Raw genomic sequence first — 22551 nt, 5'->3', positions numbered from 1 at the left:
AGTCCTATGAATATTAATATATAATATTTTATTCATTCTATAGAAATAAAAAAGGAGTTGAAATTTTCAACTCCTTTTAAGTTTATCATTATTAAAAAATTAATTTTTAATAAGCTTATGAGTAGTTTTAGTATTACCATTAGTAACTCTTGCAAAATATAGTCCGGATCTTGCATTTGATGCATCCCATATTTCATTAGTACTTGCATTCTTATTTGAATATATCATATTACCAATAGCATCATAAATTTCGATAACTCTAGGTTCATTTTCATTAGATTTTAATGAGGTGTCTTTAAAATTAAATGAGAATATATCAGTGGACGGATTTGGTGCAACTGTATTCGATATTTCTATAGTAGCTAATGGCTCTTCTACAGCCTCTGGAGTTGTTGTTCCATCAGTGTCATTATTAGAACCGTAAATTACAAATATTTGATCTAGTAAAGGTCTTCCTAACGCAGCTGAAGCAGACGTCCAGTCTGTAGCTCCTGTTCCAAATAAATCAATACTATCCCTAAAATGCGATTCTTGGCCAATTCCTCCTTCTTGAGAAGCCCAAAACCACTGCGTCACATCTGGTAAAAATGCTAAATCAACATAAACAGAAATCCAATAATTTCCTCCTTCTAATACAATTGCTTCTGGAAGTACTAAGTTTAAATTAGCATCATTAGGATCAGAAATTGGAGCAATTGTCCCACTGCTATATATCTCCTCTCCAGGAACCCCGGCATTGTCTCCATATATCACAACATTAGCACTAGTTAATTGAGGCCCTCCTCTTACAGTACCAAAAGTCAAAATTCTCTCAATAGTCCATGAGGCTCCCTCAGGAATACTAAAATCATCTGCCGATTGAGCTAAACCACCAAAATCTAAAAAGAACTGAGATGGTAATGTAGATACGTTTTCTTCTATTTGATTATAGATTCCTCTTTCGAAAACTGATATTGTAAACCCTTCAGCGACACGCTCTTCTCCTGATGTTGCAATAAGCCCTATTGTAGCTTCAGTCACCTCAGGAATATTTTCATTAAATGAAAGTGTAACTGTATTTCCATTTAATGTTGCAGTGACCAATTCAGGGTTAGAATTCACTAATTCAATATCAATAGCAGCTCCATTAGAACTAGTAAACAAATCTGTTACATCTACTTCTAAATCTTCTAAAGCTTCATCAAATTCTTTTACTACTCGAATATCATCTAATAAATATGCAACACTTAATGTAGGTTCTGGTAATTCATTAAACACAGGGAATTTTGCACTAAATAATCCATTACCATGAGCTGATACAGCAATAAATCCATCTTTACGAGTCTTTACCTCATCAGTAACAGCATTACCAATAACAATGGGTTCCTTAATCCAACGTGTTCTTTCTCCATTTAATCTATTTGTGTAATATAATCCAGTACTTGTCGCTGCGTATACTTTTTGTAATCTAGCTCCAAAAAAGCCTTGACTACCTCCAAAAAAAGCAGTACTTCTTGCAGAAGGACCGTTTCCTGATCCGTCAGGATTTTCTTCTAGGTTACCACTAATATTAGTCCAGGTATCTCCTCCATTAGTCGTAAGAAATAAACTTATGACACCATAGTTAGAAAATGTAATGATAACTCTATCTGGGTCAGATGGATCAACATTAATATCATTCACAAATCCTTCTGGCAATCCTTTACCCGAAAAGATATCAATTACATCTTGATTATCAAGATTTGCATTATCCATTCTATAAACACCACCGTTATTCGTTCCAAAATATAACCTATTAGCTACTGGGTACTTAGAAACATCTAGCGATACTACATTAGAACCTGCAGGAGCACTTGTGTTTTTAAGTTCTACCCAATTTACATTAGTATTTGCATTTGAAAAAAGTGGAATCTCATCTAAATCGTTATTTCTCCATATTCTATTGCCAACAGGCATATACATGATATTATCATTATTAGGGTCTAGGATAAATGGTGTAACGAATGCAAATCCACTTGCTCCTGCTGGTTGTACTCTAGTAAATGATTCAAATTCTCCAGCCTCATTAAAATTAAATCTGAATACCACTCCTCTTTGTGCAGATACGTATCGTGTTCTTCCACCATCTGCGATAGCATTATACGACCCGTCTCCACTAAAATCTTCTACCCAAGGCTCAGTTCCATTTGTAGAATTTGTAAACCAAGTACCATTATCTTGAAAGCCTGCTAATAAATCATCACTATTTGCATCCGGATCAAATGAAACATGATACGGTTGCGTAGTTACATATCCGTTATTCAAAGAAATCCAATCTACAGGTTCTTCTGCAGAAGTAGAAGTTGTAATATCCTCTGTTACAAATACTCCTCCATCATTACCTGATAATACTCTATTGGGATTGGAAGGGTAAAAAAGAAATTCATGCTGATCTGGATGTTGATCTGGATATACACTAATATCATTTAATGGAGAATATCCTGCAATCCAGCTTTCTTGACCTGCAGGGGTTGTAAATCCAGTTGTAGATCTGTAAATATTAGTCCCTCCAATAAACATCAAATTAGAATCTGCGGGACTAACCTTAACTACCATATTATACCCTCCTTGAAGGTTTAGACTACCAACATCTCCACCTATCGTTGTAGGTAAATTAGCTGTTAGATCAGTATACGCTTCTTCTGGTGCAGCTGTAGCATCATACTTGAATAAAAATGCTGGCACTCCCCCGCTCTGATTCTGGGTGAAAAAGTATACTATGTTTTCATTAGAAGGGTCAATTTCCATCACCGTTCTACCATAAGCCGCTGGTAAAAGGTCAGTAGTAATTTCTGTCCATGTATTTCCATCAGTTGTTGTAAAAAACCCATTATTAGGATCTCCTCCAGAACTTATTGTAGCATAAATTCTACCCGTAGATGTAATTTCAACTTCTGTTCTATTATCATTTCCTCCTACCAATACTTCTTCAAATGAGCTTCCTCCGTTTTGAGATCTAAATACGCCGTCCCATGTTCCTATGTAAAGATCTCCATTTACAGGATTAATGTCTATAGAATTTATAATATCAAAAGCTGAGAGTGTATTAATATCATCATCATTAGTAGCATTAAGAAGTCTCCATGTTCTTCCTCCATTGGTAGATTTAAAAATTCCTGTACCTCCAAAAAATGCTCCACCAGCACTCGCAGAATTACCAGTATCCTCTCCAGATCCATAATACCAAGTATTGTGTTGACCTGGTCTTGGGTCTTGTACAATACAAGTAATACTAGGAGATTGTCTACGATTCGTTACTTTTCTCCAAGATTCACCACCATTGGTAGACCTCCATAACCCTCCTGAAACACCACCGGCAAGGATTACATTTTCGTTTGTTCGATCAATAGCTAATGCTCTTGTTCGACCTCCTACATTCCAAGGCCCTCTGTTTTTCCAAAACGAAAAGCTCTTCGAATTTGAAGATTTTGCTGCATTGTTAAGTAATTGTTTTGAATCATCTCCTATAGCAATTTTGCTAGAAAATTCATCCTCTGCTCTTTTAATATTAGAAGGAATCGAATTTGTATTAGGATTTCTAAACCTTTCAAAATCATACTCCATCCTTTCTATGGCATTGTCACCTACCTGTTTAGGTCCTTTAAGATTGTCATGAAGTTTAGTCATCTTATAAAGTTGATGACCCTTTTGAATTTTTTTGTCTTGATTAGCCTGCGTATGAAGCTGCTGCGCATTAACTGAAATAATGGTTCCAACGATTGAAACCGCCCAGACAGAACGTCTGAGGCAGAATAGTAATTTTTTCATTTTTTTAAGCTGATTTGTGAGTAATTCTCAAATCTAACGTAAAATTTCGACTTTTTTTCTTAAAATTTAAGGAAATTTAGCAATTTATTAGTTTTTTCTTAATAAAACCTCCAGACTTTCGGTAATAACGTGACAGATATCTTCGTTGACAATAATAGGACCATTTGTACTCGTAGTATATCCAGTTTTATTGATCACAATCATATACGCTCCTTTACGCTCATAAGCACCCACAAAGACATTAGTACCTATTATATTCTCAAGGGTTTCTACATATTCATTATCAGTTGCTACTACTTCTACCTCTTCTACCAAGAAAATATCATCCATAGCATCCTTAACGGTAATTTCTAACCCTGGTCTCGCTTCTAATGTACATAATACGGGATCTTCAGTCTTATCATCATCATTACAAGACAATAAAATAATACTAATTAGTAATAAAAGCTTCCTCATCTATTTTATATTTTTATACAATAGTACTTGTATATATTAAGATGCATTTTAAAAGTTAAGGTTGCGTTCTTTTAATGTTTTAGGAAATATACTCCTTATATACTGCGATAGGGATCAATGCAGTCCATCCACAAAAATCATTTTTGGACGGCATCCCATAAGAAACCAAATCAGGAGCGTAGTTTTCCCAAAAAGTATTAGTCATTTTAAAAACTTCTGCTATAGATTGATATGTTTTTTCAGCCAGTCGTTTTGCCAATTTATCCTGACCACAAACTGTTAGTCCTTTTAGCACCATATAGGTGGTAGGAGCCCAAACTCCACCACGCCAATAATCTCCCCAACCTTTATAGTCAGGATCATCTGCAGAAAGAGCAGGCAATGGTGTTCGTCTTCCAAATTCTTTTGGATTCTCGAGATGGGATAGAAATTTATCCATTCTATCTTCAGGAATAATTTTTCCTAATAGTGCCCAGTACATTCCGATATGTTTACGTTGTATTTGTTTTCCAAAACCCAGATCATAATAGATTTGATCTTCTTCATTCCAACAATGTTCATTGACAGCTTTAGCAATCATACTATGAATTTCTGTATACTTATTTATATCTTCAGACGGGGCTTCAATTAATCCCGCAATAGTTTTAAGCTGGTCGGCCAGCATAGCCATTTGGCAAGAGAAATCAACAAGTCTTCCTTGTTTGTTCCATACTCCTTGTAAAGTTTTTGGGTATTCTGTGATAAACATAGTTAAGCTTGCTTCACTACTAACATTCATCTTACCGATCTTTTCTCCAAGTTCGTGGTGTGTCATTCCGTTTCCATCATTGTTCCATCCCTCTGGATAACGCTGAATGTTATCCATTCCCATTCCTAGAGTATCGGCATAAAATAGATGATCTTCTGTTTGATAAGTCTTAACAAGAAATTCAAAATTCTTTTTCAGCGTTGGATATACTTTCCGTAATCGTTTTTTATCTTTTGTAATAGAATAGATCTCAAGCTCTGCAAATGCCAGTAATGGAGGGTTTATTGAAACCGGATGTTTCTTTGACCAAAGTGGTGATCCATTATGCCGATATTCTCTACATATATACCCATCTTCATCCATTTGATCGTAAAAATTATCCAGAGCTTGGTAAACGGGAAGTTCATCTAAATGATATTTTGCAAAACATACCATAAAACAAGTATCCCAAAGGAAGATGTTCTTAGAAAAAGCAGCATCTATAAACGGTTTTTTAAAAAACTCTTCGGTATCTCCGCCTCTCACTTTTGTTTTTGTGATTTCTAGTGCTCGATCATACATTTGTTTTGATAATTCTGGAGTAATTTTAAATTCTGGATGACAATCAAGTTCCCTTTCTTGTTTGGATACACTTGTTTCTGTATTGCAAGCATAAATACCCGAAATTCCTAATAGTCCCGCACTAGCCCCTAATTTTTTAGTGAATTCTCTTCTTTTCATAATAAACCCATTTGTTTTTATGAAGTTACTAAATAGAAAATGATCAACAAAAAAGCACTCCATACACGGAGTGCTTTTTACTATATTATTATAAAATATCGAGCTATAAATCAAATTTGATTCCTTGAGCCAAAGGTAATTCTGTAGTGTAATTTATAGTATTGGTTTGACGACGCATATAGACTTTCCAGGCATCTGATCCCGACTCACGACCTCCACCTGTTTCTTTCTCACCTCCAAAAGCACCACCAATCTCTGCTCCTGATGTTCCTATATTTACATTTGCGATACCACAATCTGATCCTGCATGAGAAAGAAAGCGCTCTGCTTCTCTTAAGTTATTGGTCATAATCGCAGAGGATAATCCTTGCGCTACTCCATTTTGAACATCAATTGCATTTTCGATATTGCCACTATATTTAAGAAGATATAATACAGGTGCAAAGGTTTCATGTTGTACAATTTTAAAAGAATTGTCGGCTTCTGCAATTGCTGGTTTTACATAACAGCCACTCTCATATCCTTCTCCAGAAAGCACTGCTCCCTCGACTACGATTTTCCCTCCTTCTTCTACTACTTTTTCTAGTGCATTTTGATATCCTTTTACAGCATCTTTATCAATAAGTGGTCCTACGTGATTATTTTCATCTAATGGATTACCTATTCTTAATTGTCCATAAGCATCAACAACTGCATTTTTTACTTTATCATAAATAGATTCATGAATAATTAATCTACGTGTAGAGGTACAGCGCTGCCCTGCAGTTCCTACTGCTCCAAAAACAGCACCAATTACTGTCATTTTAATATCAGCATCAGGCGTTACTATAATTGCATTGTTTCCTCCTAATTCCAAAAGAGATTTTCCAAGACGTTCTCCTACGGTAGCTGCTACTATTTTACCCATTCTGGTAGATCCTGTTGCAGAAACCAAAGGAACTCTCTTATCCTTAGTCATCATTTCTCCAACCTTATAATCTCCATTGATTAAACAAGAAATTCCTTCTGGAAGGTTATTTTCTTTTAGGACTTTTGCAATTATATGCTGACAAGCGATACCACAAAGTGGTGTTTTCTCACTTGGTTTCCAAACACACACATCACCACATATCCAAGCTAAAGCTGTATTCCATGCCCATACCGCCACTGGAAAGTTAAATGCAGAAATGATTCCCACAATCCCAAGAGGGTGATATTGTTCATACATTCTATGTCCCGGACGTTCTGAATGCATCGTTAATCCATGTAACTGACGTGATAATCCTACTGCAAAATCACAGATATCGATCATCTCCTGAACTTCTCCTAAGCCCTCTTGATATGATTTTCCCATCTCATAAGAGACTAATTTCCCAAGAGGCTCTTTTAGTTTTCGTAGTTCTTCACCAAACTGTCGTACAATTTCTCCTCTTTGAGGCGCCGGCATAACCCTCCATGATTTGAAGGCCTCACTTGCAGTCTGAATTACTTTTTCATAATCTGCAGCTGTAGTAGTTTCTACAGTACCTATTAACTCACCATCTACCGGAGAATATGATGAAATTTTCTCTTCGGAAGAGAACCAATCAGAACCTGTAGATGTTCCTTTATTATGATTTGAAACACCTAATTGCTCCAGTGCTTTTTCAATTCCGAAATCTAATATTGCTGTTGCCATGATATGTTGCTTTTTGAAAAGGTAAAGATACTGTCTTTTACAGATAAATTAAATTTTGGTCGATTCTAAAGTTGATTTTGAATGATTTTTCAAAAAAAAGGTTTCAAAAAAATCAAATTAATAATAAAACACACAAAGCCTAATAAATTTGACTTCTCATTCTTCAGATACAAATCGTTTATCCACAGACATTATAGTTCCACAATTATCACAAGTTCTTAAGCCTTCATTTTCATAAAAATATTTGAAATGTTTTAAGAAATCCTTTTCTATATCATCAAGCTTAAAATAAACATCATGTAATTTTGAATTACAATTGTCGCAGAACCATAATAACCCATCTTCTGCTTCTAGATCTACTCGTTTTCTTTCAATCACCAAACCAATTGAACCTTCATGACGAACCGGAGAATGAGGAACTTTGGCAGGGTGTAGATACATATCTCCTGGACCAAGACTCATTGTTTTCTTTTCTCCATTTTCTTGGATATGAACTTCGATATTACCTTCTAATTGGTAAAAAAGTTCTTCTGTCTCATTATAATGATAATCTTTTCTAGCATTAGGTCCAGCCACAATCATTACGATGTAATCACCAGCTTCTTTATATAAATTTTTATTCCCAACAGGAGGTTTTAATGTATCTCTGTTTTCCTCAATCCACTGATTAAGGTTGAACGGTTTTTGAATTGCCATATATGCTACTTTTTTAGGAATATAAAAATACGGAATTGGGACGGAATCTGATTCGTTTAATTCGACTTGATTAACTCTTCTTTTTATTTATAATTTTTCTGAATGATGTAACCAATATATATGCTATAATATGTGAAACTGCACTTATTGAACTTATCAACTATTATGGGTTCTTCTAAAATTGTAAGATAACTTTTCCCCACAACTAATTACCTACTGCATTTAATATGAACTAACGAAGCTGTCATTAAAAAGAAATCGCTCAAACAAGATTCATCTTGTAGAGCGATTCCCAACTAAATAACCAACCAAAAAGTTTAATATTGTTTAAGTGCTAACCTTACTTTTTATTTTGTAAGCTTCATAAAGTCAGCTTTTTTAATTCTTTTTCTCTCATTCTGAGTAGGTTTACCTTTCTCAGCACTCTTAAACTGTATATGTCCTCTACCCACAAATCGGTATACAGTTTCAGAACTTGGATGAAACAATTCTATCTTGTTGTCATTGATAACGGATAATTCAAAGAATTCATTGTCCGGAGAATCGTAATCAAGTGTTAAAGTTTTCCTATCTAAAGTGTTAATAATGTCATTAATCTCGTAATGACCGCTATAATCGTAGAAGATATCATTAATCGGAATTCCATTTGCATCCTCAGAACTTTTAAAATTTTCTCCTGCTCCGAAATATTCGAACTTTAAATAATTTTCATTATCAAACTCATTCAATACCCCAAACTCACTTGTAAATATTTTTTCCCATGTTTCATATTCCTGAAGGAAATAATGAATATTATCATAAAACACCTGATCATAATCAAAACCATTACGCTGATAACCAACAAGGTAATAACTTGTATTTGTGACTCTATCGTATATTTCTATCTCATCGTCTGCAAATTGCGTAACTTCAAGCTCATACACTCCATCAATATCATGAGCAATATCCAAATTCATTCGAAAAGTATCGTAAGAGCCAACATCCAATCCAAAGCCATTTCCGTTATTTCCTAACCCTACCAAGTTATTATTGGCAAAAAATGTTCCGTTCCTAAAAGAAACTGTAAATGCCTTTTGTAAAAATGGAATCTCACCCGTTCCTTTTGTACGTTCGATATCTACATACCAAATCTCATAAGAGCTCAATACAGTATTCAAACTAATTACAGGTTCTTCTATATAAACATCTTCTTCGACAACTACCTCTGCAACGCAAGAAGTTAGTACCATTGAACCTAAAAAAATAACCGAAAGTAATTTTAACGTCTTCATAAGCTGTGTGTTTTCAATTTCATTTATGAAGAACCAAAACATGTGCCAAACTTATAATAAATTGATTATCAAGCTTTTATTTTGAAATGTATTTTCCTTATTTTTGACGCCTCAATCTTTTTTATGGAAAAAAATCCGAAATTTGCAGTCTTAGGTGGTGGTAGTTGGGCAACTGCTATTGTGAAAATGCTTACCGAAAATCTAAATGAAGTTGGTTGGTATATGCGAAGTGTATATGCAATAGAACATCTCAAAAGACAGCAACATAATCCTAGCTATTTAAGTTCTGTAGAGTTTAAAACCGAACAACTTAATCTAACTAATGATATTAATGAAGCAGTAGCAAATGCAGATTATTTGATTTTTGCAATCCCTTCTGCATTTTTACATAGTGAACTCGAAAAACTTACTTCTTCTCTAAAAGATAAAGTTATTTTTTCTGCCATTAAAGGAATCGTACCCGAAACCGGATTAATCGTAGGAGAACATTTTCATGATAAATATGCAATTCCTTTTAACAATATTGGTGTAATCACAGGACCATGTCACGCAGAAGAAGTAGCACTAGAGCGTTTATCGTATCTAACCATTGCCTCTAATGATGAAGAAAAAGCCAAAATCATGGCCAATCATCTAAGCAGTTACTATATCAAATGCAAAGTAAGCGATGATATTATTGGTACAGAATATGCCGCTGTATTAAAGAATATTTATTCTGTTGCTGCTGGTATTGCACACGGACTTGGATACGGCGATAATTTTCAAAGTGTTTTAATGAGTAATGCGATTCGTGAAATGAAACGTTTTATCAAAAAAATACATAAAATGAAACGTAATATTAATAATTCGGCCTATCTGGGAGATTTATTAGTAACGGGGTATTCTACGTTCTCTCGTAATCGAATGTTTGGTAATATGATCGGTAAAGGATATACTGTAAAAAGTGCCCAAATGGAGATGAATATGGTTGCCGAAGGATATTATGCTGCAAAAACGGCATATGAACTTGATGCTACAAAAACCACTCGAACACCAATAATTGATGCTGTTCATGCTGTATTATATGAAAATAAAAATCCCAAAAAAGTATTTAAGAAACTCGCGGATAAGCTAGATTAATTATTCTTATCTTCATAGCTCCTATTTTTACTATACAATCTATGAAGGAACTTATTGAAACTTTCTACACAGCCTTAAATAATCGCGATGCTAATACTATGATCTCTTGCTATCATGAGGATATCATTTTTATAGATCCTGCTTTTGGAGAATTAAAAAGTGATCGGGCAAAAAACATGTGGAGAATGCTTTGTAAAAATGGAAAAGATCTCAAAATTGCATTTTCTCAAGTCGAAGCAGATGAAAACACAGGAAAAGCGCACTGGGAAGCTTGGTATACCTTTAGTAAAACTGGCAGACCTGTTCATAACAAAATCGATGCTCAATTCGAATTTATGGATGGTAAAATCATAAAGCATATAGATCATTTTAGTCTACATCGATGGGCCTCTCAAGCTATGGGTTGGAAAGGAAACTTGCTAGGCGGCACAGGTTTTTTTAGGAAAAAACTCATACAACAGACAAATAGAATGCTCGATAAATTTATAGCTTCCCGATCGTAATACAAAAACATGAAAGAGCTTATCAAAACTTTTTATACTTCACTAAATGATCATAATGTCGATCTTATGATGTCATGCTATCATGATGAAATCATTTTTGAGGATCCTATTTTTGGGAAATTACAACCTGATAAAGCTAAAAAAGTTTGGTATTGGCTTTGTGAGAATGGAAAAGACCTGACTGCAAAATTTTCTGATATACAAATTGAAGATCAAAAAGGATCTGCATACTGGGAAGCGCGATATACTTTTGGTGATAGAAAAAGACCCGTTCTTAATAGAGTAAATTCTTATTTTGAATTTAAAGATGGTAAGATTATAAAGCATTTAGATCATTTTAGTTTAAAACAATGGGCTTCTCAAGCTATGGGTTGGAAGGGAAAAGTCTTAGGGGGTACTTCATATTTTAGAAAAAAAATACAACATAGATCGAATCGATTACTTGATAAATTTCATATTGACTCGTAAAAACCAATGAAAAACTTAGAAATCACAACACCTCTTGTTTCTGTTAGTTGGCTCTCTAAACATTTAGATCATCCAGACTTAATAATTCTTGATGCTACCATCAAAAAGGTAACCTCTCATGATACTATCAAAAAACCGAATGTAAATATAAAAAATGCTCGTTTTTTTGATATTAAACACACGTTTTCTGATACAAATACTGACATCCCTAACATGCTATCCTCTCCAGAAACATTTTCTGAAGCTTGTAGAGCATTAGGGATTAGCTCTCATCATAAAATTGTGATCTATGACAAATTAGGGATCTATTCTAGCCCCAGGGTATGGTGGATGTTTAAAGCAATGGGGCATAATGCTGTAGCAGTGCTTGATGGTGGTTTACCTTCTTGGCAAAAAGCAGGATTACCGTGTGAACCCGAGGAAAACTCAATAAAGATTACAGCATCAGGAAATTTTGAAGCCACTTTAGTTCCCAATCTAATTCAGGATGCAGACGCCATAGTAAATGCAATGAATAATAATGACATTCTAATTCTGGATGCTCGCTCTCCTGGTAGGTTTACAGGTATCGAGCCTGAACCAAGAAAGAGTCTCAAAGGAGGTCACATCCCTAATTCTATCAATTTATATTACACCAAAGTGCTTAACAATGGTAAAATGCTACCTACTTCAGAATTATTAGAAATATTAAAACCCTTTTCTATTGAAAATAAAAAACTGATCTTTACATGCGGATCAGGAATCACCGCTTGTATACTTATGTTAGCTTCAGAACTTGTGGGATATCATAAGGTATCCATATATGATGGTTCCTGGAGCGAATGGGGGCAACTAGATGGTGTACCCATAGAATGTTAAATACAAATCAAAAGTACCTGCTTAATTATATACTATGAATTATTTTTTTCGATTTGCTTTTTGTTTTGGGCTTATAACTATACATACTTCTGCCCAGGAAATACCTAAATTTGGTTTACAGGACTTTTACACTAATAATATAGAATTAGATCGTACTGTTGATTCTATATTCGATGTACTTAGTGATCGACAAAAAGTGGCGCAAATGATCATAACTTCTGCTGGAGAATTAGGCAAATCAGAGGCTACTGTTCAAAAGTTAGCGTCACAGGATGCTATTGGTGGTGTAGTATTCTTAAAAGGCAGTAAGAAAAAGCATACCGAAAACATAAATACCCTTAATGCTATTGCCTCAAAAAATAAAACCCTACCACTACTGTTTAGTATGGATGCAGAGCCAAGTCTGTTTGCCAGTAGAATTAAAGGAGCCAAAGACGTAGGTAAAACTATTGATATTAAAAATGATACTCAATCAGATTCTGTTGTTAGCATTATCAACCAAGAACTTAGAGATATTGGAGTCCATCATAACTATGCCCCTGTTTTGGATATTAGTCCAAATAACGAGGCTATCAAATCCAGAAGCTACGGAAGCAATAAAGATTCTGTAATTAATCTGGCAAATCAATTTATAAGATGTACTCAGGAAGGAGGAATTATTGCTACTGCAAAACACTTCCCTGGTCATGGTCTTGTAAAAGGAGATACACATAAACAGAGTGTATATATAGACGGACCTTTACAGGAAGTAGATAATTATAAAAAAATTATAGCAGATGGAGTACTTTCTATTATGGTCGCACATATTACAATACAAAATAATACAGAATATGGCACCGATGGATTGCCCTCTAGCTGTTCTAGAAAAATTATTACTGGCCTTCTAAAAGAAAAAATGGGATTTAAAGGTATTGTCATTTCTGATGCACTAAATATTATGAAAGCGGTCACAATTTTAGATAACGCACCTTTACTTGCTTCTAAAGCTGGTTGTGACTTGATCCTAATGCCACAAAATGAAATAAAAACGATTAATGCTATTCTTGCAGAAACAAAAACCAATCCTGACTATAAAAAACAAGTCATGCAATCTGTAAAAAAAGTTCTACGATTAAAAATTTGTGCTGGAGTCATTTAATGTATTATCAGGTCTAACTTTGTATCAAGCATATCAAAATCAACATATCCTCTGGATAGAATAATATCATCTGTACCATTTTTTAATACTACAGATGGAAATCCTCCAACTTCTTGGGAAGCAACATATGTAAACTCTTGTTGGGCCATTTTTATATATTTTTCGTCTCTCATCTTTAAATTGAGATCTTCAATATTTACACCAATTCCTTGTAAAATAGTCGAGTACATACCAATATCGCTTGGGTCTATCCCATCAAAATAAATAGCTTTATGTAGCACCTGTGACAATTCTATTGTTTTTTCTGGATAATTCTCTTTTATAATACAAAGGGCAATTGCTGGAGGCAAAGAGTCCAGTATCATTGCATCATTTTCTAAAAACTTCTTTCCAAATTCTATCCCTGTTCTCTGTTCTACTGTTTTATAGGCTCCTTCTTTGATATAAGGTGCAATTTCATTAATTGCCCCTACTCTATGACCAATAAATAAACCTCCGCTTAGTATTTCAAAATCTACTTTTTCTTTATATTTCATGTAGATTCTATTCATTACCGGACTAAATCCATAACACCATCCACATAGGGCATCATAGTAATATGTAATTTTATATTTCTTCATTTTTTTAATTTCATTTCCGAATGGAAAAATAAAAAAAGCCTCACTGATCACAATAAGACTTTTGAAAGGTTAGTTAGCCCAACTCACAGAATCAACCCATTCATCAAGTGTCTGTGGTGTCACAGATAAAAGTTTATTTGTATTTTTAAAATCTTTTTTCAAAAATTCTGTTTGGTTTTGCTCTACATAACGATATAAATTAGAGATTTCTCTTGCTGCAAGTTCTCCAAATGCCGGAGCAAGTTGTTTTTCAAAATCATCAGGTAATACTCCTACAAAATTTACTGGTTTTTTGATCTTATCTGAAATTGCAGCTGCGATTTCTTCTCCAGTAAATAAATTGCCTCCAATAGGTAATGTCTGACCTGCTAATTCAGGTTTATCGATAGCAGATACTACATATTTTGCTAAATCTATATGACTTATCCATGGAACTTTTGTACCAGAAGTAACAGGATAAGGCAAGATATTATCATTTAAAATAACAGGGATAGACCATGGTGCTGCCAGATTATCAATATAAATATCCGGTACTAAGGTGATTACATTTAACCCTGAGGCATCAAATAACCTTTTCATCTCTACCTTTAGATTAAGCGCCAATAATTCTGTTTCTTCCTTTGGTAAATCAAAAGTTGCATTAAAAATAACAAGATCAACCTTTTGTTCTTTTGCTGCAGCAATAAAATTCGATGTATATTCTTTTGCAAGTTTCATATCAAAAAGTAGCGGAAACGTATACACAGCAACATTTGTATGTTGCAAAGCTTTGTTCAGAGCTTCTTTATCTCCTAACCCTCCCTCTATTATATCTATTCCCTCTCTCACCGGTACTCCTTCTCCTATTGTCCTCTTAAGCGTAGAAATTTTATGATTTTTTGCAATCAACTGTTGTGCAATGTTACCCCCCTGAAACCCGGAAGCTCCGGAAACAAAAATTTTCATAATATTTATTTTTTTAGGTGTCTTTACGACACATGATTTTTTTAATATCTTTGGCAAAATTACAGCAGTACTGCATTTTTCACAAGTACTTACCTTTATGTATGGTACTTACATAAAAGTATGTAATACTGATTATCAAAATGTTATCAATGGAAAAAGATGAAAAAAATATTGAAGTTTGCCCTGTAAAAGAAGCATTAAAGGTTATTGGAGGAAAATGGAGGTTACAAATAGTACACGAAATAGGAGAAGAAAAGAAAAGGTTTGGTGAAATGAAAAGATTGATTCCTGCCATTAGCGAAAAAATGTTAATTCAGGAGCTTAAAAATTTAACTGCTTATGGAATTTTAAACAGGAAAGCGTATAAAGAGATTCCGCCTAAAGTGGAATATTCTTTGACAACTATCGGTAAAGAAATTCTGCCTATTATAGAACAAATAGAGATGTTTGGAAGCAAGTTAATTAAAGATGAAAACCAATAAAACAAGTACTTTATGAGTACCTCAACAGGATTATCACAATGGCATCAATTTGTTAGAAATCGAGACTTTGCTGCCTTAGAAAGCCTTATTGCAGATGATGCTGTATTACATTCGCCAGTAGTCTGGACTCCTCAAAAAGGAAAGAAAATTGTGTGTATGTACCTTATTGCCGCTGGTAATATTATTGCCAATGACCATTTTCAATATGTTCGTGAAATAACAAATGGACTGCATAGTATTCTTGAATTTACTACTGTGATTGATGGAGTAATTGTAGAAGGTGTAGATATGCTTACTTTTGATAAAGATGGAAAATTAGCAGACATTAAAGTTATGATTCGTCCTTTAAAAGCAATACAGATCGTACATCAAAAAATGGGTGAGTTTCTGGAAAATATGAAAAAAAACTGAGTTTTTAGTCTGGCATTGGCCTTAAAGCATATTTTTTTGCTGAGTCTGAAGTCTAATTCGTAATGCTATATAAAAATCAAAAACAACTTCGTCTGTAGCAGCACTATCTTCTGCGTTTACCTTTATAGAATAACTACTTAAAGTCTTATGATACCATTCTAATAAGATATCGGTTCGATTATCAAAACCAATTAATGATAAAATTGCCGTGCCAAGTTCTACATTAAAAAAAGAGGTGTCAAAGCCTAATGTATTCAATTGATTCATAAACCTATTTCCTAGTAATTCATTTCTAATCAAAAACAAGATCAAATCCTGATGTGTTGACAATTTAAAATTTGGAAAATTCAGAGTTTCTAGGTCTATTTTCATTAGTTTATATTTTATTATTTCGCATGGTCAGAAATACCAACAAGAATTACCGGGTAGGAAATGTAACTCTTATCAAGAAAAATATCTTATCTTAAAAATACTCCTCAGTATTTTAGGAGTAAAATTCAAATCATCTTTGCTATTTTTTTAATGTTCTACGATATTCTGCCTTTTCTTCGGCCACTTTTAGAATTTCTGTAGAACAATTCATCTCATAGATCTGTTTTGCAAGTCGATCACTTATATATTCATTGTGCAATTCTTTTGGGTTTAACTCAAAAACCATTGCTAATCTATCAAGTCTCTTCTCATCAAAATCGCGTTTTCCATTTTCAATTTTACTGAGATTAGCAGAGTCCAGATCCAATTGAGCAGCTAGCTGAGTCAACGTTAAACCCTTCTCTGTTCTAAGTAATCTTATATATTCTCCAAAAGTTTCTTTCATTTGACTTGTCAAAGTTTGACAAATTTATTGTTTTTTAAGATCATTACAAAATGATTTATTTCTTTAATATAACCTATAGAAATAATGAAATTCCTATTCTGCTTATACATCAACACAATCATCTATTTTTTAACGTTTTATTCTAAAATTAATATTGCTCAAGTTTAGTATCTTTCCTCCTTCAATCAAAAACTTCTTCATGATCAAATCAATTTTAACTTCAATTCTTTGCTTAGTATGTACGTTGATAATATATTCTCAAGAAGCTTATTTCACCATGGACCCTACGTTAACTCCAGATGGTCAAACTATAATATTTAGTTATGATGGTGATTTATGGAAAGTTCCTTCCAAAGGAGGGGAAGCATCTAGATTAACCGGTATGCAGGGTAATGAAACACTACCTAGTGTTTCTCCAGACGGAAAATGGTTAGCATTTAGCGCCACTCAATATGGGAATAAAGATATCTACATTATGCCAATGAATGGTGGAGAAATTCGGCAACTTACCTTTCATGATTCTTCAGATGATATGGATAGTTGGTCTTGGGATTCTAAAAAAATATATTTCACCTCCTCCAGAGAAAATCGGTTTAGTGGTTATGAAGTATCCATTGAAGGAGCAACTCCTAATCGTTTATTTAATCATTATTTTAATACCGTGCATAATGTAAAAGCTCATCCAAAAACTGGTGAAATCTTCTTTAATGAGAGTTGGGAGAGTAAAAACTTCACCCATAGAAAACGGTATAAAGGAGATTACAATCCAGACATTAAATCTTATAATCCAAAAACAAAAGAATATAAACAATACACTTCCTATAGAGGAAAAGATTTTTGGACTACTATAGATCAAAATGGTAACCTCTATTTTGTTTCTGATGAAGATAATGGTGAGTATAATTTGTACACCTTTAAAAGTGATCAAAAAACAAGACTTACTGCATTTGAAACCTCTATCAAAAGACCCCATGTAAGTGCAAATGGAAAAAATATTGTTTTTATAAAGGATTATCAAATCCATTTGTATAATATCACTACTAATACGACAAAAAAAGTCCCTATACGTATCTATCTCAACAACACATTAGGTAAAACCCAGGATTTTCAGGTTAAAGATAAAATCTCATATTTTGATATTTCTCCTGATAACAAAAAAATAGCTTTTGTGTCTAGAGGTCAGTTATTCGTTTCAGATATAAAAGGCAAATTTATTCAACAAATACCTACTAACTCAGAAGAAAGAGTAGTAGAAGTAAAATGGTTAAAGGATAATCGTAATTTGCTATTTAATCAAACTGATGGTGGTTACCTTAATTTGTTCACCATTTCTGCCGAAGGAAAAAGTTTAGCAAAACAAGTCACTTCTGATTTAAGAAACAATGTAAATATCGAAATAAGTGCCAAACATACACAAGCAGTATACATAAGCGGTAGAGACGAATTACGGATTCTCAATCTCGAAAACCTAAAAAGCACTACAGCCGTAAAAGATGAATTTTGGGCTTTATATGCTCCACAACCAAGGTTTTCTCCTAATGATGAGTACATTGTATATAATGCAATTCGCAATTTTGAGAATGATATTTTCACCTATCACATACCATCAAAAAAAATAATAAACCTAACTCAAACGGGAGTAACCGAAAACAGTCCATTTTGGTCAAAAGATGGCAAGTATATTTATTTTGATTCCAATCCAACACAACCCAGTTATCCTTATGGATTAAATGAAGCTAATATTTATAGAATGCCATTAGATAAGTATGAAGCCCCATATACTTTTAAGAAATTCGAAGAACTTTTTGTAGAAAATAAAGATAATGAAGAGGAGAAGGAAAAAGAGAAGACAAAAGATAAAATCGAAGCTATTAAAATCAATATCAACAAAAAAGGGTTAATGGATCGTATTGAGCGTATAAGTCCATCTTTTGGTTATCAAGGTGGGGCTTATGTAATTGATAAAGAAGAAACTTCATACATCTTTTATGTATCTAATCATGATGAAGGAGATACCAAATTATGGAAAACAACTATTAAACCCTTTGAAGAAAACAAAACCGAAAAAGTTGGGGATCATAAAATCTCTTATTTTCAAATTGCTTCTGGAAAAGAAAAACAATATATACTACTAGATGGTAACATTCATACTCTGGATATCGAAAGTAATAAAGTAGAAAAAATAAAAATCGACTTTAAATTTAGAAAAACATTATCCAATGAATTTAAACAAATGTTTCAAGAAGCCTGGGCTGGTTTTGAAGAGAATTTTTATGATGGTGATTTTCATGGAGAAGATTGGAAAAAGCTTAAAAATCAGTATGAAGTATACCTCCCCTATATTAGTAATCGTTCTCATTTAAGGCTATTATTTAACGATATGTTGGGTGAACTTAATACGTCACATTTTGGTTTTAGATCAACAGGTAAAGAAGAGGAAGGCTTTTACAAAACTAACACACTGGCTACTGGGATTGTGTTCTCAAAAAAAGATCCATATCTGGTTGAAAGGATTATTACCGATAGCCCTGCAGATGTTGCAAATAAAAACATTCTCCCTGGAGATCGTTTACTGCAAGTGAATACTCAAAAGATTAATCCAAAAAATAATCGTGAATCTTATTTTACTCAACCCACTTTGGATAAGGAAATAAGATTAACTTTTGAACGTAATGCTCAAAAAATCCTTGTAGATCTTCACCCGATCCAATCAAACAGCCTAAGAGGGTTACTTTATGATGAATGGGTAGATAATAATCAAGCATATGTTGACCAAAAGGGTAATAAAAAAATTGCATATGTTCATATGAAAAACATGGGTGGTAATGAACTCCTTAATTTTAAAAAAGAAATGGTGTCTGAAGGGTATAAGAGGGATGCTTTGATTCTGGATTTAAGGAATAATACAGGGGGGAATGTTCATGATGAAGTATTACAATTCTTATCTCAAAAACCATATCTCAAATGGAAATATAGAGGAGGGAAAACGACTTCACAACCAAATTTTGGACCAGCAGCAAAACCCATAATAATCCTAATCAATGAGCAGACATTGAGTGATGCAGAAATGACTTCTGCAGGGTTTAAAGAACTGGGGTTAGGTAAAGTTATTGGAACAGAGTCCTATCGTTGGATTATTTTTACTTCTGGCAAAGGACTCGTTGACGGTTCATTTTATCGTTTACCTTCATGGGGGTGTTATACATTAGATGGTAAAAATTTAGAAAAGACTGGAGTTGCACCAGATATCTATATAAAAGAAACATTTAAAAATCGAATGGAGGGTACTCAACCACAATTAGACAGAGCTATTTCAGAAATAATAAAACAACTAGAACAAAATTAGATTTCTATTCTAATTATAAATTCAGGACTTCGCAGGTCTATTTGGTCTGCGAAGTATATAAATATTTATCTCATAACTGTCCAAAACAGACAACTATCAAATGATATTCTATTCGTATCTTTCTTAAAAATGATGTATAATGAGTAATCCTACACAACTCGAAAGATATAAATCTCTATTAAACTTTTTGGACAAAAGATTTAAGGAAGATATTACCATCAAGGACATAGAAGAAGTATCATTTTACTCTTATAGAAATATCAACAGAATTTTTCTTGCCCTACACCACGAAACCATAGGAAAATATATCAAAAGGATCAAGCTTGAAAAAGCAGCACAATATCTAAAGTATTCTGACACTTCTATTTCTGATATTGCCTTTAATATTGGGTATAGCGATATTGCAGCCTTTAGTAAGGCATTTAAAAATCAATTTAATTGTTCTCCTTCTCAATTTAGAGAAACTCAGGAACTCAAACTGCAAATACAAAAAAGAGCTGTTGATACAGATTACATACATAAAAAACCTTCAATAACATTTGAAATAGAAGAATTACCAAGTCTTGATATTCTTTACTTGACTTATCATGGGACCTATGAAAATATCGATGGTATCAAAAATACCTGGGAACAACTTGTTGATTATGCCTTAAAAAATAATCTCATCGATGATGATACTATTTGCGTGGCAGAGATTTTGGATGATAATGATATTACCGACACAATTCATTGTCGATATAATGCTGCAATTGTTATAGAACTACCATTAAAATTTGAGGTAGAAGGGCTTTTTAGAACCAAAACAATAGCACCACAAAAGTATATCAAATTCCTCCATAAAGGCAGTCATGAAGATTCTCTAATTACTTATGATTATATCTATACCCATTGGATGACCGACATACAATTCGAACTTGTTGACAAACCAACTATAGAATTTTTCCTGAATGATGAAACCGATACTCCCGCAGATCAATTACTGACCGAAATTTATATTCCTATTAAATAAAGGATTGTCCAAAATTGACAAACACACAGATTGATCTTCCTATTATTTTTGCTTAATAAGCAAGAATAATATGAATAATCTTACATTTCAAAAGCATTGGTATTTAGGAGTTTTAGGATGTATTGGTTTCTACTCCTTTCAAGATGTAATCGATTTTTATCATGGTAATGGTTCTGTCTGGGAATTATTAAGCCTATTGTGGTTCCTTTGGTTCTTATATTTTCTTCCTCAAAAAAACAATAAAAATAAATTATGAATATCGAAGAAATAATAACTCTTTTTGAAAATTCGGAAGTATTGACATATATAGGATATTTCTTTATTCTAAATATTACGCTTACTCTGTTCGAAATTTTTCTGGATATTTTTACTGCCAAAGAACGCAGGTGGAAAGATACCGGAGCAAACATTATTATCTTTTTTCTTGGACAATTATTAGAAAAAACAATTTTGGGTTCTATAGGAATCATTTGCCTTTTACCCTTTTATCATCTTTCTCCATTTGAGATCGAAATGAATAATTGGACATGGGCTTTAGGTATATTAGTTGCCGATTTTACATACTATTGGATGCATCGATTAGAACACGAACATCGTATTTTATGGGCAAATCATAGTGTACATCATTCCTCAGAAGACTATAACTTATCTATAGCAATGCGATTAAGCATTGTCGAAAGCGCAATAGAATGGATTTTTCTTATTCCGATGATATTGATAGGGTTTAATCCTTTTCAGGCTATAGTGTGTTTAGTTTTTGTAGCCCAATATCAAACCTGGATACATACAGAAAGAATTGTCAAACTTGGATGGCTCGATGAAATATTTAATACTCCTTCTGTACATAGAGTACATCACGGTTCTAATGATATCTATATTGATAAGAATTATGGCGGAATTCTCATACTATGGGATAAGGTATTCGGAACTTTTCAAAGAGAAGAAGAAAAAGTAGTTTATGGACTCACAAAAAATATACACACCAATAATCCCATCACAATTAATTTTATTGAATACAAAAATATCTGGAAGGATGTAAAACAATGTAATACATGGAAAGATAGATTCAGAATTATTTTTGGAAATCTTATCTGGAGACCTCCTTATTTTAAGCAATCTAAAAAAAACAACATATGACTATTACAATAGCTAATCAACTAGTAGGTTTACTAAAAGACAAAAAGTTTTTAGAGGCTCAAGAGCAGTTATTTGCTTTGGATGCAGTAAATATCGAACCAGAACAGTATCAGGAACGATCTGTAATTGGTTTAAAAGCCATGATTCAGAAAGAAAAGACATTTCTTTCGAATATAAAGCAATGGAATCGTTTTGAGGTTTCTAAACCTTTAGTGAGTTCAAATCACTTTAGCATAAGAATGATAACTGATGTCACATTAGTAAATAACACCGATGTCTGTATAGACGAAATTATTGTGTATGAAGTTGCAAACGGAAAGATTATAAAAGAACAATTCTTTTATCATTAAATTTATTTCAAAAG

General features: G+C 33.3%; 22 protein-coding genes. 12 read left to right on the top strand and 10 right to left on the bottom strand.

Annotated elements, in window-relative coordinates:
- Nucleotides 1-99: 99 nt before the first annotated feature.
- The 6 genes from PQF96_RS21925 to PQF96_RS21900 form a co-directional block, all read right to left on the bottom strand.
- Nucleotides 100-3786 (bottom strand): T9SS type A sorting domain-containing protein, encoded by a 3687-nt coding sequence (locus PQF96_RS21925; RefSeq protein WP_271768377.1) that lies wholly within the window; start codon nucleotides 3784-3786, stop codon nucleotides 100-102.
- 87 nt (nucleotides 3787-3873) lie between these two features.
- Nucleotides 3874-4242, bottom strand: a complete 369-nt coding sequence (locus tag PQF96_RS21920; RefSeq protein ID WP_271768374.1) for a hypothetical protein — start codon at nucleotides 4240-4242, stop codon at nucleotides 3874-3876.
- 79 nt (nucleotides 4243-4321) lie between these two features.
- Nucleotides 4322-5710: an MGH1-like glycoside hydrolase domain-containing protein gene (locus PQF96_RS21915; protein ID WP_271768372.1), complete on the bottom strand. Its 1389-nt coding sequence runs from the start codon at nucleotides 5708-5710 to the stop codon at nucleotides 4322-4324.
- Between the two features lie 103 nt (nucleotides 5711-5813).
- On the bottom strand, nucleotides 5814-7367 hold the full coding sequence (gene amaB, locus PQF96_RS21910) for an L-piperidine-6-carboxylate dehydrogenase (RefSeq protein ID WP_271768369.1): 1554 nt from the start codon (nucleotides 7365-7367) through the stop codon (nucleotides 5814-5816).
- 156 nt (nucleotides 7368-7523) lie between these two features.
- Nucleotides 7524-8063 carry a 3-hydroxyanthranilate 3,4-dioxygenase gene (locus tag PQF96_RS21905; protein WP_271768366.1) on the bottom strand — a complete coding sequence of 180 codons (540 nt, stop codon included), beginning with the start codon at nucleotides 8061-8063 and terminating at the stop codon, nucleotides 7524-7526.
- A 347-nt stretch (nucleotides 8064-8410) separates the two neighbouring features.
- Nucleotides 8411-9334, bottom strand: a complete 924-nt coding sequence (locus tag PQF96_RS21900) for a nicotinic acid mononucleotide adenyltransferase (protein ID WP_271768364.1) — start codon at nucleotides 9332-9334, stop codon at nucleotides 8411-8413.
- Between the two features lie 123 nt (nucleotides 9335-9457).
- On the opposite strand from PQF96_RS21900, the gene PQF96_RS21895 reads away from it, so the two are divergent.
- Genes PQF96_RS21895 through PQF96_RS21875 form a run of 5 tightly spaced genes read left to right on the top strand, consistent with a single transcriptional unit; the run spans nucleotide 9458 to nucleotide 13420 of the window.
- Entirely contained in the window at nucleotides 9458-10453 is a 996-nt protein-coding gene (locus PQF96_RS21895; protein WP_271768362.1) for an NAD(P)H-dependent glycerol-3-phosphate dehydrogenase, read from the top strand.
- A gap of 41 nt (nucleotides 10454-10494) precedes the next feature.
- Nucleotides 10495-10956: a nuclear transport factor 2 family protein gene (locus PQF96_RS21890; RefSeq protein ID WP_271768360.1), complete on the top strand. Its 462-nt coding sequence runs from the start codon at nucleotides 10495-10497 to the stop codon at nucleotides 10954-10956.
- A 9-nt stretch (nucleotides 10957-10965) separates the two neighbouring features.
- Complete coding sequence (locus tag PQF96_RS21885) at nucleotides 10966-11424, top strand: nuclear transport factor 2 family protein (protein WP_271768357.1); 459 nt, start codon at nucleotides 10966-10968, stop codon at nucleotides 11422-11424.
- Between the two features lie 6 nt (nucleotides 11425-11430).
- On the top strand, nucleotides 11431-12282 hold the full coding sequence (locus PQF96_RS21880) for a sulfurtransferase (protein WP_271768355.1): 852 nt from the start codon (nucleotides 11431-11433) through the stop codon (nucleotides 12280-12282).
- A 34-nt stretch (nucleotides 12283-12316) separates the two neighbouring features.
- Nucleotides 12317-13420 carry a glycoside hydrolase family 3 N-terminal domain-containing protein gene (locus PQF96_RS21875; protein WP_109436143.1) on the top strand — a complete coding sequence of 368 codons (1104 nt, stop codon included), beginning with the start codon at nucleotides 12317-12319 and terminating at the stop codon, nucleotides 13418-13420.
- Here PQF96_RS21875 and PQF96_RS21870 read toward each other — a convergent pair.
- The gene (locus PQF96_RS21870; protein WP_271768351.1) at nucleotides 13417-14040 is read right to left on the bottom strand and encodes a DsbA family protein; all 624 of its coding nucleotides are present in this window, start codon (nucleotides 14038-14040) and stop codon (nucleotides 13417-13419) included. The two genes, PQF96_RS21875 and PQF96_RS21870, sit on opposite strands and share 4 nt — an antisense overlap.
- A 69-nt stretch (nucleotides 14041-14109) precedes the next feature.
- Complete coding sequence (locus PQF96_RS21865; RefSeq protein WP_143918637.1) at nucleotides 14110-14985, bottom strand: SDR family oxidoreductase; 876 nt, start codon at nucleotides 14983-14985, stop codon at nucleotides 14110-14112.
- Between the two features lie 149 nt (nucleotides 14986-15134).
- On the opposite strand from PQF96_RS21865, the gene PQF96_RS21860 reads away from it, so the two are divergent.
- Together PQF96_RS21860 and PQF96_RS21855 are read left to right on the top strand one after the other, a co-directional pair.
- A complete protein-coding gene (locus PQF96_RS21860) occupies nucleotides 15135-15467 on the top strand; it encodes a winged helix-turn-helix transcriptional regulator (protein ID WP_271768348.1) in 333 nt (110 codons plus the stop codon).
- Nucleotides 15468-15479: 12 nt separating this feature from the next.
- Entirely contained in the window at nucleotides 15480-15878 is a 399-nt protein-coding gene (locus PQF96_RS21855; RefSeq protein ID WP_143918639.1) for a nuclear transport factor 2 family protein, read from the top strand.
- A gap of 21 nt (nucleotides 15879-15899) precedes the next feature.
- Here the strand turns inward: PQF96_RS21855 and PQF96_RS21850 are convergent, their stop codons facing one another.
- Nucleotides 15900-16250 carry a hypothetical protein gene (locus PQF96_RS21850; protein ID WP_143918640.1) on the bottom strand — a complete coding sequence of 117 codons (351 nt, stop codon included), beginning with the start codon at nucleotides 16248-16250 and terminating at the stop codon, nucleotides 15900-15902.
- Nucleotides 16251-16389: 139 nt separating this feature from the next.
- A complete protein-coding gene (locus PQF96_RS21845; protein WP_109436148.1) occupies nucleotides 16390-16695 on the bottom strand; it encodes a helix-turn-helix domain-containing protein in 306 nt (101 codons plus the stop codon).
- 199 nt (nucleotides 16696-16894) lie between these two features.
- On the opposite strand from PQF96_RS21845, the gene PQF96_RS21840 reads away from it, so the two are divergent.
- The 5 genes from PQF96_RS21840 (at nucleotide 16895) to PQF96_RS21820 (ending at nucleotide 22537) form a co-directional block, all read left to right on the top strand.
- A complete protein-coding gene (locus PQF96_RS21840) occupies nucleotides 16895-20041 on the top strand; it encodes a S41 family peptidase (RefSeq protein WP_271768345.1) in 3147 nt (1048 codons plus the stop codon).
- 139 nt (nucleotides 20042-20180) lie between these two features.
- A complete protein-coding gene (locus tag PQF96_RS21835; protein WP_271768342.1) occupies nucleotides 20181-21050 on the top strand; it encodes an AraC family transcriptional regulator in 870 nt (289 codons plus the stop codon).
- A gap of 70 nt (nucleotides 21051-21120) precedes the next feature.
- Nucleotides 21121-21306: a hypothetical protein gene (locus tag PQF96_RS21830; RefSeq protein ID WP_109436150.1), complete on the top strand. Its 186-nt coding sequence runs from the start codon at nucleotides 21121-21123 to the stop codon at nucleotides 21304-21306.
- On the top strand, nucleotides 21303-22187 hold the full coding sequence (locus tag PQF96_RS21825) for a sterol desaturase family protein (RefSeq protein ID WP_271768339.1): 885 nt from the start codon (nucleotides 21303-21305) through the stop codon (nucleotides 22185-22187). The genes PQF96_RS21830 and PQF96_RS21825 overlap by 4 nt, the downstream gene beginning before the upstream one ends.
- On the top strand, nucleotides 22184-22537 hold the full coding sequence (locus PQF96_RS21820) for a SnoaL-like domain-containing protein (RefSeq protein WP_271768336.1): 354 nt from the start codon (nucleotides 22184-22186) through the stop codon (nucleotides 22535-22537). Before PQF96_RS21825 ends, PQF96_RS21820 begins: the two co-directional genes overlap by 4 nt.
- Nucleotides 22538-22551: the final 14 nt, after the last annotated feature.

This window comes from Aquimarina algiphila (assembly GCF_947494415.1).
GTDB lineage: Bacteria > Bacteroidota > Bacteroidia > Flavobacteriales > Flavobacteriaceae > Aquimarina > Aquimarina algiphila.
The sequence above is the reverse complement of the archived record's forward strand: the minus strand, read 5'-3'. Positions and strand labels throughout refer to the sequence as shown.

Bases quoted from the DNA above. Each gene is read 5' to 3' on its own strand.
- PQF96_RS21925 (WP_271768377.1), bottom strand. From the start codon at position 3,786: ATGAAAAAATTACTATTCTGCCTCAGACGTTCTGTCTGGGCGGTTTCA.
- PQF96_RS21920 (WP_271768374.1), bottom strand. From the start codon at position 4,242: ATGAGGAAGCTTTTATTACTAATTAGTATTATTTTATTGTCTTGTAAT.
- PQF96_RS21915 (WP_271768372.1), bottom strand. From the start codon at position 5,710: ATGAAAAGAAGAGAATTCACTAAAAAATTAGGGGCTAGTGCGGGACTA.
- amaB (WP_271768369.1), bottom strand. From the start codon at position 7,367: ATGGCAACAGCAATATTAGATTTCGGAATTGAAAAAGCACTGGAGCAA.
- PQF96_RS21905 (WP_271768366.1), bottom strand. From the start codon at position 8,063: ATGGCAATTCAAAAACCGTTCAACCTTAATCAGTGGATTGAGGAAAAC.
- PQF96_RS21900 (WP_271768364.1), bottom strand. From the start codon at position 9,334: ATGAAGACGTTAAAATTACTTTCGGTTATTTTTTTAGGTTCAATGGTA.
- PQF96_RS21895 (WP_271768362.1), top strand. From the start codon at position 9,458: ATGGAAAAAAATCCGAAATTTGCAGTCTTAGGTGGTGGTAGTTGGGCA.
- PQF96_RS21890 (WP_271768360.1), top strand. From the start codon at position 10,495: ATGAAGGAACTTATTGAAACTTTCTACACAGCCTTAAATAATCGCGAT.
- PQF96_RS21885 (WP_271768357.1), top strand. From the start codon at position 10,966: ATGAAAGAGCTTATCAAAACTTTTTATACTTCACTAAATGATCATAAT.
- PQF96_RS21880 (WP_271768355.1), top strand. From the start codon at position 11,431: ATGAAAAACTTAGAAATCACAACACCTCTTGTTTCTGTTAGTTGGCTC.
- PQF96_RS21875 (WP_109436143.1), top strand. From the start codon at position 12,317: ATGAATTATTTTTTTCGATTTGCTTTTTGTTTTGGGCTTATAACTATA.
- PQF96_RS21870 (WP_271768351.1), bottom strand. From the start codon at position 14,040: ATGAAGAAATATAAAATTACATATTACTATGATGCCCTATGTGGATGG.
- PQF96_RS21865 (WP_143918637.1), bottom strand. From the start codon at position 14,985: ATGAAAATTTTTGTTTCCGGAGCTTCCGGGTTTCAGGGGGGTAACATT.
- PQF96_RS21860 (WP_271768348.1), top strand. From the start codon at position 15,135: ATGGAAAAAGATGAAAAAAATATTGAAGTTTGCCCTGTAAAAGAAGCA.
- PQF96_RS21855 (WP_143918639.1), top strand. From the start codon at position 15,480: ATGAGTACCTCAACAGGATTATCACAATGGCATCAATTTGTTAGAAAT.
- PQF96_RS21850 (WP_143918640.1), bottom strand. From the start codon at position 16,250: ATGAAAATAGACCTAGAAACTCTGAATTTTCCAAATTTTAAATTGTCA.
- PQF96_RS21845 (WP_109436148.1), bottom strand. From the start codon at position 16,695: ATGAAAGAAACTTTTGGAGAATATATAAGATTACTTAGAACAGAGAAG.
- PQF96_RS21840 (WP_271768345.1), top strand. From the start codon at position 16,895: ATGATCAAATCAATTTTAACTTCAATTCTTTGCTTAGTATGTACGTTG.
- PQF96_RS21835 (WP_271768342.1), top strand. From the start codon at position 20,181: ATGAGTAATCCTACACAACTCGAAAGATATAAATCTCTATTAAACTTT.
- PQF96_RS21830 (WP_109436150.1), top strand. From the start codon at position 21,121: ATGAATAATCTTACATTTCAAAAGCATTGGTATTTAGGAGTTTTAGGA.
- PQF96_RS21825 (WP_271768339.1), top strand. From the start codon at position 21,303: ATGAATATCGAAGAAATAATAACTCTTTTTGAAAATTCGGAAGTATTG.
- PQF96_RS21820 (WP_271768336.1), top strand. From the start codon at position 22,184: ATGACTATTACAATAGCTAATCAACTAGTAGGTTTACTAAAAGACAAA.